Origin of the sequence: Pseudomonas sp. BP01, from assembly GCF_022760795.1 — a bacterium.
Lineage (GTDB): Bacteria > Pseudomonadota > Gammaproteobacteria > Pseudomonadales > Pseudomonadaceae > Aquipseudomonas > Aquipseudomonas putida_Q.
This window is the reverse complement of sequence record NZ_JAFBKA010000014.1, coordinates 21,280-34,937: the sequence shown is the minus strand read 5'-3', so window position 1 is coordinate 34,937 and position 13,658 is coordinate 21,280. Positions and strand designations below refer to the sequence as shown.

General features: G+C 62.3%; 12 protein-coding genes and 1 pseudogene. 7 read left to right on the top strand and 6 right to left on the bottom strand.

Annotated elements, in window-relative coordinates; translation table 11 throughout:
* Positions 1 to 21 precede the first annotated feature (21 nt).
* Complete coding sequence (locus JOY50_RS14375; RefSeq protein ID WP_243055446.1) at positions 22 to 1,497, bottom strand: helicase HerA-like domain-containing protein; 1,476 nt, start codon at positions 1,495 to 1,497, stop codon at positions 22 to 24.
* 170 nt (positions 1,498 to 1,667) lie between these two features.
* Between JOY50_RS14375 and JOY50_RS29285 the strand changes: the two are divergent.
* The 5 genes and pseudogenes from JOY50_RS29285 to JOY50_RS14355 form a co-directional block, all read left to right on the top strand.
* A pseudogene (locus tag JOY50_RS29285) lies at positions 1,668 to 2,684 on the top strand (cache domain-containing protein); the annotation flags it as partial.
* Positions 2,685 to 2,777: 93 nt separating this feature from the next.
* Positions 2,778 to 3,542, top strand: coding sequence for a methyl-accepting chemotaxis protein (locus JOY50_RS29280; RefSeq protein ID WP_371262295.1), 765 nt, complete (start codon positions 2,778 to 2,780; stop codon positions 3,540 to 3,542).
* Positions 3,543 to 3,767: 225 nt separating this feature from the next.
* Complete coding sequence (locus JOY50_RS14365; protein WP_132842301.1) at positions 3,768 to 4,889, top strand: glycosyltransferase family 1 protein; 1,122 nt, start codon at positions 3,768 to 3,770, stop codon at positions 4,887 to 4,889.
* Entirely contained in the window at positions 4,882 to 5,646 is a 765-nt protein-coding gene (locus JOY50_RS14360) for a DUF2334 domain-containing protein (protein WP_019471172.1), read from the top strand. The genes JOY50_RS14365 and JOY50_RS14360 overlap by 8 nt, the downstream gene beginning before the upstream one ends.
* Complete coding sequence (locus JOY50_RS14355; protein WP_019471173.1) at positions 5,643 to 6,635, top strand: lysylphosphatidylglycerol synthase transmembrane domain-containing protein; 993 nt, start codon at positions 5,643 to 5,645, stop codon at positions 6,633 to 6,635. The genes JOY50_RS14360 and JOY50_RS14355 overlap by 4 nt, the downstream gene beginning before the upstream one ends.
* A 187-nt stretch (positions 6,636 to 6,822) precedes the next feature.
* On the opposite strand, the gene purU is transcribed toward JOY50_RS14355, so the two are convergent.
* Positions 6,823 to 7,674, bottom strand: coding sequence for a formyltetrahydrofolate deformylase (gene purU / locus JOY50_RS14345; protein WP_016488894.1), 852 nt, complete (start codon positions 7,672 to 7,674; stop codon positions 6,823 to 6,825).
* Between the two features lie 284 nt (positions 7,675 to 7,958).
* On the opposite strand from purU, the gene mvaT reads away from it, so the two are divergent.
* Positions 7,959 to 8,336, top strand: coding sequence for a histone-like nucleoid-structuring protein MvaT (gene mvaT, locus JOY50_RS14340; RefSeq protein ID WP_012273998.1), 378 nt, complete (start codon positions 7,959 to 7,961; stop codon positions 8,334 to 8,336).
* A gap of 73 nt (positions 8,337 to 8,409) precedes the next feature.
* On the opposite strand, the gene sbcB is transcribed toward mvaT, so the two are convergent.
* From sbcB to JOY50_RS14325, 3 genes are all read right to left on the bottom strand, one after another.
* Positions 8,410 to 9,843, bottom strand: a complete 1,434-nt coding sequence (sbcB, locus tag JOY50_RS14335) for an exodeoxyribonuclease I (protein ID WP_132842305.1) — start codon at positions 9,841 to 9,843, stop codon at positions 8,410 to 8,412.
* A gap of 42 nt (positions 9,844 to 9,885) precedes the next feature.
* On the bottom strand, positions 9,886 to 10,245 hold the full coding sequence (locus tag JOY50_RS14330) for a PilZ domain-containing protein (RefSeq protein WP_016498107.1): 360 nt from the start codon (positions 10,243 to 10,245) through the stop codon (positions 9,886 to 9,888).
* A gap of 123 nt (positions 10,246 to 10,368) precedes the next feature.
* Complete coding sequence (locus JOY50_RS14325; protein ID WP_132842310.1) at positions 10,369 to 10,755, bottom strand: tol-pal system YbgF family protein; 387 nt, start codon at positions 10,753 to 10,755, stop codon at positions 10,369 to 10,371.
* 179 nt (positions 10,756 to 10,934) lie between these two features.
* On the opposite strand from JOY50_RS14325, the gene pyk reads away from it, so the two are divergent.
* On the top strand, positions 10,935 to 12,389 hold the full coding sequence (gene pyk / locus JOY50_RS14320) for a pyruvate kinase (RefSeq protein WP_019471177.1): 1,455 nt from the start codon (positions 10,935 to 10,937) through the stop codon (positions 12,387 to 12,389).
* Positions 12,390 to 12,424: 35 nt separating this feature from the next.
* Here pyk and JOY50_RS14315 read toward each other — a convergent pair whose 3' ends face one another.
* Positions 12,425 to 13,345 (bottom strand): iron-sulfur-binding ferredoxin reductase, encoded by a 921-nt coding sequence (locus JOY50_RS14315; protein WP_132842312.1) that lies wholly within the window; start codon positions 13,343 to 13,345, stop codon positions 12,425 to 12,427.
* Positions 13,346 to 13,658 lie beyond the last annotated feature (313 nt).

The following is a 13,658-nucleotide window of genomic DNA, read 5'->3' as shown; positions in this document are numbered from 1 at the left end:
GATAGGGCCGGTACAGGCAAACTACCTTTTCTTGCCCCCCAGCAAAGATCCCATCAACCCGCGCACCAGTTGCCGCCCCAACTGGTTGGCAGCTTGGCGCACGGCCGACTTGATCGCCTGCCCCGCCGCCCCCTGCAAGAAGTCGCCGGCCTTGTCGGTAAAGCTCTCTTCATCCGCCTTGGGTTGCGGCGCCGGCTCCACCGCCTCGCCCTTGCGCTGGGTCAGCATTTCATAGGCCGACTCACGGTCCACCGGCTTGTCATAGCGCCCCGCCAGCGGCGAGGCAGCAATCAGCGCAGCGCGCTCGGCCGCACTCAACGGCCCGATACGCGATTGCGGCGGAGCAACCAGCACCCGCTGCACCATGGCGGGCGTGCCCTTTTCCTCCAGCGTCCCCACCAACGCCTCGCCAATCCCCAGTTCGGTCAGCACCGCCAGGGTGTCGAACGCCGGGTTCGGGCGAAAGCCATCGGCCACCGCCCTCAGCGACTTCTGCTCCTTGGCGGTAAACGCCCGCAAGCCATGCTGAATGCGCAAACCCAACTGGGCCAGCACCGCATCCGGCAAGTCACCCGGTGACTGGGTGACAAAAAACACCCCCACACCCTTGGAGCGGATCAGCCGCACCACCTGCTCCAGGCGGTCCTGCAGGGCTTTGGGCGTGCCGTTGAACAGCAAGTGCGCTTCATCGAAGAACAAAGCCAGCACAGGCTTGTCGGCATCGCCACGCTCGGGCAACTGCTCGAACAGCTCGGCCAACAGCCACAGCAGGAAGGTCGCATACACCTTGGGCGCTTCATGCACCAGCCGGCTGGCGTCAAGCAGGTGGATGCGCCCACGGCCCCCCGAGTCCGGCCGTAGCAGGTCTTCGAGCTGCAATGCCGGCTCGCCGAACAGCGCCTCGGCACCCTGCTGCTCCAGGGTCGCCAGCCGCCGCAACAACGCCTGGGTCGAAGCCGTGGTCATCAGTGCAGTGTCTTCACCCAGCAATTGTGGGTTGTCCTTCAGGTGCGCGAGCAACGCCTTGAGGTCCTTGAGGTCCAGCAGCAACAGGCCTTCACGGTCGGCCACCTTGAATGCCGCATACAGCGCCGCCTGCTGGCTGTCGGTCAGCTCCAGCAGGTTGCCCAGCAGCAACGGCCCCATTTCACTGAGGGTAGTGCGCAGCGGATGGCCGGACTGCCCGGCGATGTCCCAGAGGCTTACCGGGTAGGCCTGGGGCGTGTGCCCCAGCCAGGGCATGCCGGCGATTCGCTCGGCCACCTTGCCCTGCGGCGCGCCGGCAGCACCCAGCCCGCACAAGTCACCTTTTACATCGGCTGCGAATACGGCCACCCCTGCGTCGCTGAACGTTTCTGCCAGGTGTTGCAAGGTGACGGTCTTGCCGGTACCCGTCGCGCCCGCCACCAGGCCATGGCGGTTGGCCAGCCGCATCGCCTGCCCGACTGGCTGGCCATCTGGGCCAGCACCCACAACTATGGTCGAAGTTTCCGACATCTCTGTAATCCTCTGCTCAAGCTTTGCCTTAATTCGGCCGATACCTTTGGGTGATATTCGCCTTAATTAGAGAGGAACAACCGAAAAGGGACTTTTCGGGATGTTGCACTGCTTTGCGGCTCCACCCGTGCGAACGCCTGATATAACACCTTAGCGGAACCGATTACGCCATGAACAAAAGCCTTCGTTTCAGCCACAAGATTCTTTTGGCAGCATCATTGATCGTGATACTCGCCTTCAGCCTGTTCACGCTCTACAACGATTACCTCCAGCGTAATGCGATCCGCGAGGACCTGGAAAACTATCTGGCTGAAATGGGCGCCTCCACTTCGACCAACATCCGCAACCTGTTCGACGGCCGTATCAAGCTGGTGGAAAACCTGGCACAGAACATAGCCCAGGACCCAACCAACGCTGAAACCCTGATGGGCCAGAATGCGCTGGTTTCCAGCTTCCTTACCGTTTACCTGGGCAAGGTGGACGGCGGCTTCAGCGTGCGCCCGGACGCAAAAATGCCCGAGGGCTACGATCCGCGCACCCGCCCCTGGTACAAGGACGGCATGAACGCCGCCGGCGCGACGCTGACCGAACCGTACATCGACATGACCACCAACAAGATGGTCATTGGCATCCTCAGCAAGGTTTCCAGCAGTGTCGGGGTGGTCGGTGGCGACCTGGCCCTGGACGGCCTGGTGCAGATCATCAACTCGCTGAACTTCGGCGGCATGGGCTACGCGTTCCTGGTCAACGACCAGGGCAAAATCCTGGTGCACCCTGACAAAGACCTGGTGATGAAGTCGCTGTCGGACCTGTTCCCGCAGCACACGCCAAAACTGACCGGTGAGTTGACCGAAGTGCAAAGCGAAGGCCAGGCCCGCCTGCTGACCTTCACCCCGATCACCGGCCTGCCTTCGGCCAACTGGTACATCGGCCTGTCGGTGGACAAGGACAAGGCCTTCTCGATGCTCAGCACCTTCCGCACCTCGGCGGTGATCGCCACGGTGGTGGCAGTGGTGATCATCATCGGCCTGCTCGGCCTGCTGATCAGCGTGCTGATGCAGCCGCTGCACACCATGACCCGCGCCATGGAAGACATCGCCGAGGGTGAAGGCGACCTGACCAAACGCCTGCGCATTCACAACCACGACGAGTTCGGCATCCTGGGCACCGCTTTCAACCGTTTCGTCGAGCGCATCCACAGCTCGATCAGCGAGGTGTCCTCGGCCACCGAGCAGGTCAACGAAGTGGCCCTGCGTGTCATCAGCGCCTCCAACTCGTCGATGACCAACTCTGACGAACAGTCCAACCGTACCAACAGCGTGGCCGCCGCCATCAACGAACTCGGCGCCGCCGCTCAGGAAATCGCCGGCAACGCCGCTCAGGCGTCGCAGCATGCCAGTTCGGCTCGCCTGCTGGCCGAAGAGGGGCAACAGGTGGTCGAGCGCAACATTGCGGCAATGAACCGCCTGTCCGACCTGATCGTCAGCTCCAGCGGGCACATCGAGACGCTGAACAACAAGACCGTCAACATCGGCCAGATCCTCGAAGTGATCACCAGTATTTCCCAGCAAACCAACCTGCTGGCGCTGAACGCCGCCATCGAAGCGGCCCGTGCCGGTGAAGCCGGCCGCGGCTTTGCCGTGGTGGCCGATGAAGTGCGCAACCTGGCACACCGCACTCAGGAATCGGCGCAGCAAGTGCAGACCATGATCGAAGAGCTGCAGGTTGGTGCCCGCGCGTCGGTCGAGACCATGGACCAGAGCCAGCGCCACAGCCAGGACAGCGTGCAGATCGCCAACCAGGCCGGTGAACGGCTGGACAGCGTTACCGTGCGCATCAGCGAGATCGACGGCATGAACCAGTCGGTGGCCACCGCCACCGAAGAGCAGACCGCCGTGGTCGAAGCGATCAACATGGACATCAACGAGATAAACATGCTCAACCAGGAAGGCGTAGAGAACCTGCAAGCCACCCTGCGCGCCTGCTCGGACCTTGAGCAGCAGGCCGGCCGCCTGAAGCACCTGGTGGGCAGTTTCCGCATCTAAGGGCAGACCGCGTGGCCTGTTTCGCGGGCACGCCCCGCTCCCACAGAGGCTCGTACAAACCTCAAGGTCTGTGCAGCCCTTTTGGCAGCGGGCGTGCCCGCGAACAAACCCACACCACTCCCCAGCCTTGGGCCGTCAAACCCCGATCGAACAAACTATCCTTCACACAGGTCAACCTGTAGGCGCGTCATCGCCGGATGACAGACCGAAGATGATCCTGGAGGGATGCTGATCGTGCACATCGCCGACATCACCATGTTCTACGCCCCGGCCAGCGGCGGCGTACGTACCTATCTTGATGCCAAACACCGCCGCCTCGACGCCATTCACGGCGTACGCCACAGCCTGCTGATCCCCGGTGCCAGTGCCCAGCACGCCGATGGCATCTATCAGGTACCCGCCCCGCCGCTGCCATTCGGCAAGGGTTACCGCTTCCCGGTGCGCCTGGCCCCCTGGTGCAGTGAACTACGCCGGCTCAAGCCTGACCTGATCGAAGTCGGCGACCCCTACCTGACCGCCTGGGCAGCCCTGGAGGCACGCCGTCAACTCGATGTGCCGGTAATCGGCTTCTACCATTCCGACCTGCCGTTGTTGGTCAGCAACCGCATGGGCAACTGGTTCACACCCAATGTCGAGGCCTATGTCAGCAAGCTGTACGGCAATTTCGACCGGGTACTGGCACCCAGCCAGGTCATGGCCGACAAACTGCGCCGCCTGGGTGTACGCGATGTGCATGTGCAGCGCCTGGGCGTGGACCTGGCCACCTTCAACCCTGACCAGCGCGACCCGCACCTGCGCGCGGAGTTGGGCATAGCCGACACCACCCGCCTGCTGATCTATGCAGGCCGCGGCTCGCGGGAAAAGAACCTGCCAGTGCTGCTCGACTGCATGCAACAGCTGGGTGGCGCTTACCACCTGCTGCTGGTGGGCTCGAACATGCCGGCCAACGTGCCGCGCAACGTCAGCGTGATCAACCACTTCTGCCCTGCGCCGGAAGTTGCCCGACTGCTGGCCAGTGCCGACTTGCTTGTACACGCCGGGGACCAGGAAACCTTTGGCCTGGTCATTCTTGAAGCGATGGCCAGCGCCACCCCCGTGGTCGCTGTGCGCGCCGGTGCCTTCGGCGAAATCGTCAACGAACAGTGTGGGCGCCTGTGCCGTCCCAACGATGGCCAGGCCATGGCGGCGGCCGTGCGCGAGGCGTTCGAAGCCGGCGTACGCAAACTCGGGGCGCAGGCCCGCCACCACGTGGAGCAGCATTATTCATGGGACAACGTAGTCTGCGGCCTGCTGCAGCACTACCACGCGGTGCTCGGCCATCCACTGCAGGTGCGTGCCCATGGCTGAGGTACGGCCGGCATCACGCAGCCTGATGCTGGTGCTGCATGATGTTGCGCCCGAGACCTGGCCAGACTACCAACCCTTCGTCGAGGCCGTTGACACCCTCGGTGGCATCCCCATGACTTGGCTGGTGGTGCCGGACTTTCACCAGCGCAACCTGCTGCTGCGTTCACCCACCTTCTGTCGCCTGCTTGACCGGCGCCTGGCCCAAGGCGACGAACTGGCCTTGCACGGTTATTACCATGCTGACAACGGCCCTCCGCCACGCACGCCCGGCGATTACTTCATGCGCCGTATCTACACCCACGAAGGTGAGTTCTACGGCCTTGACCAGCAGCAGGCCCTGCAACGGCTGGAACGCGGCCTGGCACTGTTCCACCAGCACGGTTGGCCTGTAGCCGGCTTTGTCGCGCCAGCCTGGCTGATGAGCGAAGGCACCCGCCAGGCCCTGCGCCGCCTGCCCCTGCGTTACACCAGCACACCGCAGCACCTGTACCGCTTGCCGGACTTCACCGCGATCGAAGCCCCGGGGCTGGTTTGGAGTGCCCGCAGCGCCTGGCGCCGTGGGCTTTCCAGGGTACTGTGCGACTGGCAATGCCACCGTTGGCGCAACGCCGAGACCCTGCGTCTGGGCCTGCACCCGGTGGACATGCGCCACCGTACATCGCGTGACTACTGGCTGAACACCTTGCGCAGCTTGCTGGCTCAAGGCCGCGAGCCACTGACCAAGTCGGCCTGGCTGGACCGCAAGGCCAACGCATGAACCGCCTGGCCTGGCTGGGCCTGGCGCTGCTCGCTGCCATGCTGGTGCCGATCCTGCTCGGTGGCAGCGAGCTGCTGCCGAGGCTACAACGCTTCGACCCTGTGCTGATGCTCACCCTGCTGGGCATGATCCTGCTGTGCTGGGCCATCAACGCCATCCGCTTGCGCCTGTTGCTCGGCCAGCAAGGTGCCAGGCTTGGGCCCCTGCGTAGCTTGGGCGTGGTAATGGCCACCGAATTTGCCATCTGCACCACCCCCGGCGGCAGCGGCGGGCCCTTGACCCTCATGGCCCTGCTGGCGCGTGACCGCATCAGCCCGGCACGCAGCGGCGCTGTATTCGCCATGGACCAGTTGAACGACCTGGTGTTCTTCTTCTGCGCCATGCTGGCGATAGCCGGCTACGCGCTGTTCCACAGCCTGGGTCGCAGCCAGGAAAGCATGTTGCTGGGCAGTGCGCTGTTACTGTGCACTGCACTGGCCGGGCTGGCGGGGCTGCTGCGCTACCGCCGTCAGGTAATGCGCTTGAACGGCAGGCTGCTGCGGCGCCTGGGCATGAGCCAGCAGCGCAAACGCCACTGGGCACGCAAACTGTTGCACTTCATCCACGCCCTGGCGCAGACCTGGCAACTGCCCAAGCGCACGCTCACCCTCGTGTTCACCCTGACCTGCGCCCACTGGGGTCTGCGTTACAGCGTGTTGTATCTGGTCTTGAGGGGGTTGGGGGTGGACCTGGCCTGGATCCCCAGTTTCCTGGTGCAGATGCTGTCGCTCAGTGCCGGCCAGTTCAGCCTGCTGCCAGGCGGCGCCGGTGCCGCCGAGCTGACCTCGGCCAGCCTGCTGACGCCATGGGTGGGCAGTTCGACCGCAGCGGCGGCGATCCTGATATGGCGGGCGGTTACTTACTACTTTTATCTGCTGGCGGGTGGGCCTGTGTTCGTGTGCCTGCTGGCGCGTCCGTTGCTGGAGCGCTGGCGGCGTCAGGCGGGTTGAGCTGTTGCCAGAGTTCGGCAGCGCCGGGGAAGTCGGTGCCGTCGGTGTCATCCAGGGCTTCGGGGTCGTAGCGGGCCAGGCAACCTTCGCCGAGAGTGGGAGGCGGTGAGGCGGTGGGGGTGTTGCGTTGTTTGGCCATCAGTGTTCCTTTCAAGATTGCCGGGGGCGCTTTGCGCCCCCTGCATCATCAATCGAAAACGACAGTCTTGTTGCCATGTACCAGGACCCGGTCTTCCAGGTGATAACGCAGGCCACGGGCCAGCACCATCTTTTCCACATCACGGCCAAAGCGGACCATGTCCTCGATGCTATCGGCATGGCTGACACGCACCACGTCCTGCTCGATGATCGGGCCGGCGTCCAGCTCTTCGGTAACATAGTGGCAAGTCGCGCCGATCAGTTTCACGCCACGCAGGGCGGCCTGGTGGTAAGGCTTGGCACCGACGAACGACGGCAGGAAGCTGTGGTGAATGTTAATCACCTTTTCAGCAAAGTCCCGGCACAGTTGCGGCGGCAGGATCTGCATGTAACGGGCCAGCACCACCACATCGGCGGCGTGCTCCTGGACCAGGCGCGACACTTCGGCAAAGGCCGGTGCCTTGTCCTTGGGGTCGACCGGCACGTGGAAGAACGGAATGCCGTGCCACTCGACCATACTGCGCAGGTCGTCGTGGTTGGAAATCACGCAAGGGATCTCGCAATCCAGCTCATCGGTGTGCCAGCGGTGCAGCAGGTCGGCCAGGCAGTGCGACTCGCGGCTGGCCATCAGTACCACGCGCTTTTTCTGCGCCGAGTCGGTAATACGCCAAGTCATGGAGAACTCTTCGGCGATGGGCGCAAACGCCTCGCGGAAGGCTTCGATACCGAACGGCAGCGATTCGGCGCGGATCTCATGGCGCATGAAGAACCAGCCGCTCTGCTCATCAGAATGGTGGCTGGCTTCGTTGATCCAGCCATTGTACAAGGCCAGGAAATTACTGACTTTCGCCACGATGCCTACACGGTCGGGGCAGGCGATCACCAGACGATAGGTGCGCATGAATGAGACTCCAGAACTTCGCAAAGACGCCTATTCTAGCGGCCCGCCCGAAAAAACGCAGTATTGATCGCAGGCACGATGACGTATGCCGGTCGCCATACGCGGCGCAGGCATTGTCTGACAGACATGACGAAATACAGGGGTTTTAAGTAAATTTTTGTTCACGTAGAGAAATGTTGTCACAGCTTAATTAACAGTTAATTGCCCAATATCATGTTTACTTGCGGGTATCGCCTGTCTATTATTGCCCCACACATTTCTGAACACGCATTAAGGAACTCTCCATGTCCCTGATCAACGAGTACCGCGCTACCGAAGAAGCCATCAAGGAACTTCAGGCCCGCCTGGCCAACCTGTCGCAGGATGACAAGCTGAAGAAAGAACTGGAGTTCGAAGGCAAACTACGCACGCTGATGGGCGAGTACTCCAAGTCGCTGCGCGACGTGATTGCCCTGCTCGACCCAGAGTCGAAACTGAGCAAGGCACCCCGCGGCGCAGTCAAGACCACTGCTACCAAACGCGCGCGCAAGGTCAAGCAATACAAAAACCCGCACAACGGTGAAGTGATCGAAACCAAAGGCGGCAACCACAAGACCCTGAAAGAGTGGAAAGCCACTTGGGGTGGTGATGTGGTCGAGAGCTGGGCAACCCTGCTGGACTGATTGTCCGCATTCGCCTTTTGCTTAACGCAACAAAAACGCCGGCCTATTGCCGGCGTTTTTGTTTGCCCCGCTGTCAGCCAATCGCAAATTGTTCCTGCAATTGCCGGGCATGCATTTGCCAAGCTTCCAGCACACGCCGGCCAGCCTCGTCAGCGCCTTCCCAGGCTTGCTGACGCGCCTGTTCGAAGTCGCCCAGCGTATTCGGTGCCCCCCACTGCGGGTCAGTCAGGCGCTGCTGACAGAAGCCATACCAGCGCTGGCGTTCTTCGCTGGTCAAGGTGTCGGGGAAGTTGCGCGCCCGGTAGCGAAACAGCAATTCCGGTAAACGCGGGTCATCGAACATCCACTGCCCATGGCCCAACTGCGCGGGTTCCAGCGTACGCACTTGCTCGCATAAACGGCGGTCGCGGTCCCCCACAAAACCGTCATACAACTGTTGTTCCGGGTCTTCACTTGGGGCGAAGTCATCCTTGCCGTAGATGTGCGCCAGCTTGTCTTGCCATTGCGCCTGTTGATTAGCCAACTCTTCGCCGCGCAATTGTAACAACGTCAAGTCCAGGCCCAACCGTTGTTGATCGGCCGGACGCAATACCGACAATGGCGCCAGTACCGGGCAGCGATTGATCTGCACCAATTTGAGCGGCACCGGTAATTCACCCTCGGCCAGCGCTTCGTGACGGGTATACAAGCGCTGGCGTAGATCCTCAGCACTTTCCTGTAGTAACGGTAGAGATTCCTGATGCAAGTCGCAGACGATCAGCGCATTGCGATTACGCGGGTGCCAGGCTAATGGCAATACGACACCCAGGTAATTACGCGCCGCCGAAAAGCGCCCGGATATATGCACCAGTGGCTGCAACAGATGGATCTGCTCCATCACTTTATGCTTGCTGCGCAACTGGAAGAGCCACTCATACAACTTGGGCTGTTTCTGCCGAATCAGACGGGCCAGGGCAATGGTTGCCCGCACGTCGGAAAGCGCCTCGTGGGCATGCCCATGGTCAATGCCATTGGCCTTGCTCAGCAGTTCAAGGCGCAAGCTGGTTTGCCCATCCTGTTGCGGCCATTGAATACCGTCAGGGCGCAAGGCGTAGGCGGTTCGCACGATGTCGATCAGGTCCCAGCGGCTGTTGCCGCCCTGCCACTCCCGTGCGTAAGGGTCGAAAAAATTACGGTACAAACTGTAGCGGGTCACTTCATCGTCGAAGCGCAGGGTGTTGTAGCCAGCGCCACAGGTGCCCGGGTGTGCCAGCTGCGCATGTACCCGGGTCATGAACTCCGCCTCGCACAGGCCTTGTTCGGCCAGCAATTGCGGGGTGATGCCAGTCACCAGGCAAGCCGCCGGGTGTGGCAGGATGTCGTCGGAAGGCCGGCAATAAAGGCTGATCGGCTCGTCGATTTCGTTAAGGTCGAAATCGGTGCGCACGCCGGCCACCTGCAACGGCCGGTCGCAACGCGGGTTGATGCCGGTGGTTTCGTAGTCGTGCCAGAAAATGCTTGAGGTCACGGGGTCGTCCTGTATCAAGGTCGACCCGATTCTAGCGCAGCCTCAGACAGAAGCGTTGGCAGGAAGGAAACTGAAATAATCACGCAGTGAGCGCACGAACTCGTCGAATTCGCGGGGGGCCTGCAACAGCATGAAGCCCGAATCGTAGTGCCCGGGCGTCTGGTCTTCCCGGCACCACAGGCAACTGGCGGTCAGGTTGACGAACTGATGCCCGCCGCCGACCAGCGGCAAGCGTAATTGCAGTTCGTAATCGGGCCCTACCAGCACGGGCAGCTGGCTGATTACCATCAGGCCATCCTCGGAGGCATTACCCAGCTGGCCGATTTCTTGACCGGTAAAACGGTTGAATACCTTGAGGACGCAAGGCAGTTGATGGCGTTCGATGTGGCGCTTGTTGAACATGATCGCGAGTGTATTCCGTACCTGATGCCAGGAATACAAGGTACTGGCGGTTGTTGTAACAGCTGAGTTACAGATTAGCGCAGGGCGCGCCGCAAATCTCGTGAAATAAACCACACCTTGGTGTTATCGCCAAGGTGTGGTCGTCACCGGGTTGGCCACAGCCGCTTCGCCGCTACGGGCATGGCCAAGTTTTTCAAGAGTCTGCAGGCGCGCCCAGGCACGATAGGCGTACTCGTTGCCCGGGTACTTCTGGATCAGGTACTGGTAAGTCTGCGCGGCGTCCACGTAAAGCGCCTGGCGCTCCAGGCACTGGCCACGCAGCAGCGACACCTCCGGATGGATGAACGGCCGCGAACGGCTGGTGCGGTCGACCTGCGACAGCTCCAGCATGACCCGTGCGCAGTCGCCACGGTCGTAGGCGCGGTAGGCATTGTTCAGGTGGTGGTCCATGGACCAGCGGGTGCAGCCGACGGCGCTGGCCGCCAGGGCTAAAACGATCAGGGCTCGCATGGGTATCTCCTTTGATGCCTGTGTATCGGCCAACGCCCACAAATCTTCACAGGCTTTTGCAAGCATACCCCGACCGTTCAAATGCCACCCTGCCTTGGTCGCAGGTAGTGCAACGGAACAATGACTACAGCGAGATTCAGGAGTAGCCTTTCGCTGCGCTTCACTATAGGAGTCTGTGCATGACCATCCGCCGTACCAAAATCGTCGCAACCCTTGGCCCCGCCAGCAACTCGCCGGAAGTGATCGAGCAACTGATCCTTGCCGGCCTGGACGTGGCACGCCTGAACTTCTCCCACGGCACCCCGGACGAGCACAAGGCCCGCGCTCGCCTGATCCGTGACATCGCCGCCAAGAACGGCCGCCATGTCGCGCTGCTGGGCGACCTGCAGGGTCCGAAGATCCGCATCGCCAAGTTCGCCAACAAGCGCATCGAATTGAAGATCGGTGACACGTTCACCTTCTCCACCGCCCACCCGCTGACCGAAGGCAACCAGGACATCGTCGGTATCGACTACCCCGACCTGGTCAAGGACTGCGGCGTCGGTGACGAACTGCTGCTCGACGATGGCCGTGTGGTCATGCGCGTCGAAACCGCCACTGCAGATGCCCTGCACTGTGTGGTGATCATCGGTGGCCCGCTGTCGGACCACAAAGGCATCAACCGTAAAGGTGGCGGCCTGACCGCGCCGGCCCTGACCGAAAAAGACAAGGCCGACATCAAGCTGGCTGCGGAAATGGACCTGGACTACCTGGCCGTTTCCTTCCCGCGTGACGCCAGCGACATGGAATACGCACGCAAGCTGCGTGACGAGGCCGGCGGCAGCGCCTGGCTGGTGGCCAAGATCGAACGCGCCGAAGCGGTTGCCGACGACGAGACCCTCGACAAGCTGATCGCCGCCTCCGACGCGGTGATGGTTGCCCGTGGCGACCTGGGTGTGGAAATCGGCGACGCCGAGCTGATCGGCATCCAGAAAAAGATCATCCAGCACGCCCGCCGCAACAACAAGGCGGTGATCGTGGCGACCCAGATGATGGAGTCGATGATCCAGAACCCGATGCCGACCCGCGCTGAAGTGTCCGACGTGGCCAACGCCGTGCTGGACAACACCGATGCGGTGATGCTGTCGGCCGAAAGTGCTGCCGGTTCCTACCCGATCGAAGCCGTACAGGCCATGGCGCGGATTTGCCAAGGTGCCGAAAAGCACCCGACCAACCAGAAGTCCAGCCACCGCCTGCACACCACCTTCGAGCGCTGCGACGAAAGCATCGCCCTGGCGGCCATGTACACCGCCAACCACTTCCCGGGCGTGAAGGCGATCATCGCCCTGACCGAAAGCGGCTACACCCCGCTGATCATGTCGCGCCTGCGTTCGCACGTGCCGATCTTCGCCCTGTCGCCGCACCGCGCTACCCAGGCTCGCGTCTCGATGTTCCGCGGGGTCTACCCGATCGCCTTCGACCCGGCCTCGCTGCCGGCCGACAAGGTAAGCCAGGCGGCAGTCGACGAACTGCTCAAGCGTGGCCTGGTGGAACAGGGTGACTGGGTGATCCTGACCAAAGGTGACAGCTACCACACCATCGGTGGCACCAACGGCATGAAAATCCTGCATGTCGGTGATCCGCTGGTCGGCTGATCTACCCCGGGGGCCGCGTTGCGGCCCCTTCTCATTCAGGCATGCTCGACAAACACATCGGCAAACACCTGGTTCCTTGGCACACCTGCAATAAATAGACGCCGCGCAAACCGCTCCACACTTGTCGGCGAGCCACACACCAGTGCAACCGTCTGCCGTGATGACGGCCGTAATGCCGCGAGCGCTTGATCAAACTGCTCTGCCTGCACCAACTCGACACTCACACCCTCCATCGCCTGCAACGGCTCAGCCAGGTAATGTTGAACGTGGCCATGCGCCACATGCATCACCCTGATCTCCCCCCGATGCCCCTGGCGCATCGCCTCGCGCAAAATGCCCCACAAGGGCGCAAGCCCGGTACCCGCCGCCAGCAACCAGAGCGGTCGCCCTTGCCAGTCCGGGTCATAATGCAACGCTCCGCCCCTGAGCTCCCCCAGGCGCATCGCGTCGCCAACCTTCAACCCCCGGGCCTTGGCGCAAAAAGCACCTGGCCGCTGGCAGTCGATATGAAATTCAAGGAAGTCGTCTTCCCCCGGCAGGCTTGCCAACGAATAGGGCCGCGCTACCGCCCCGCTCCACAACACCACATGCTGGCCCGCCTGGTATCGCAGCGCTCGCACCGGGCGCAGGCGCAGGCGCAGCACGTCACCGAACCAGTCCAGTGCGCAAACCTGTGCGGGAATGCCATCCTGCTGCGGGTCGAACACCGCCACACGCAGGTCACCCACTACCCGGCACTGGCAAGCCAGTCGCCAGCCCTGGGCGTGTTTCTCCAGCGCCAACGCCTCGGGCAAGGCGTCCGCTGGCAGCCCGTCCAGGCAATGCACCAGGCAGGCATGGCAACTGCCGGCGCGGCAGCTGTAGGGCACATTCAACCCAGCCTCGTTCAGGGCATCGAGCAGGTTGCTGCCAGTCGGCACCGCCCAGCGGCGCTCGCCCACGCAAATTTCGGGCATTGTCAGCTATCTCTCCTGGCTCTTTATCTTGCGGGGCCGCTTTGCGGCCCAATCGCCGGCAAGCCAGCTCCCACAGATCAGTGCAAGCGACAGGCTGGTGCAACCCTGTGGGAGCTGGCTTGCCGGCGATTGGGCTGCAAGGCAGCCCCCGTCAAGCATCCTATCTCTTCAGCCAGACAGCAAGAACAGTGCCTGCCCGCGGCCGACCATGGTCCAGACAGGCCAAAGGTGTGCCCGGCACAGATGCGCGCTATACTGCCGCGCCTTTTTCCGTCGGCCTGACCTGCCGGCGCCTTGCAAGGCGTTTCGACAT

Bases quoted from the DNA above. Each gene is read 5' to 3' on its own strand.
- JOY50_RS14375 (WP_243055446.1), bottom strand. From the start codon at position 1,497: ATGTCGGAAACTTCGACCATAGTTGTGGGTGCTGGCCCAGATGGCCAG.
- JOY50_RS29280 (WP_371262295.1), top strand. From the start codon at position 2,778: ATGACCAACTCTGACGAACAGTCCAACCGTACCAACAGCGTGGCCGCC.
- JOY50_RS14365 (WP_132842301.1), top strand. From the start codon at position 3,768: ATGCTGATCGTGCACATCGCCGACATCACCATGTTCTACGCCCCGGCC.
- JOY50_RS14360 (WP_019471172.1), top strand. From the start codon at position 4,882: ATGGCTGAGGTACGGCCGGCATCACGCAGCCTGATGCTGGTGCTGCAT.
- JOY50_RS14355 (WP_019471173.1), top strand. From the start codon at position 5,643: ATGAACCGCCTGGCCTGGCTGGGCCTGGCGCTGCTCGCTGCCATGCTG.
- purU (WP_016488894.1), bottom strand. From the start codon at position 7,674: ATGCGCACCTATCGTCTGGTGATCGCCTGCCCCGACCGTGTAGGCATC.
- mvaT (WP_012273998.1), top strand. From the start codon at position 7,959: ATGTCCCTGATCAACGAGTACCGCGCTACCGAAGAAGCCATCAAGGAA.
- JOY50_RS14330 (WP_016498107.1), bottom strand. From the start codon at position 10,245: ATGTTCAACAAGCGCCACATCGAACGCCATCAACTGCCTTGCGTCCTC.
- JOY50_RS14325 (WP_132842310.1), bottom strand. From the start codon at position 10,755: ATGCGAGCCCTGATCGTTTTAGCCCTGGCGGCCAGCGCCGTCGGCTGC.
- pyk (WP_019471177.1), top strand. From the start codon at position 10,935: ATGACCATCCGCCGTACCAAAATCGTCGCAACCCTTGGCCCCGCCAGC.
- JOY50_RS14315 (WP_132842312.1), bottom strand. From the start codon at position 13,345: ATGCCCGAAATTTGCGTGGGCGAGCGCCGCTGGGCGGTGCCGACTGGC.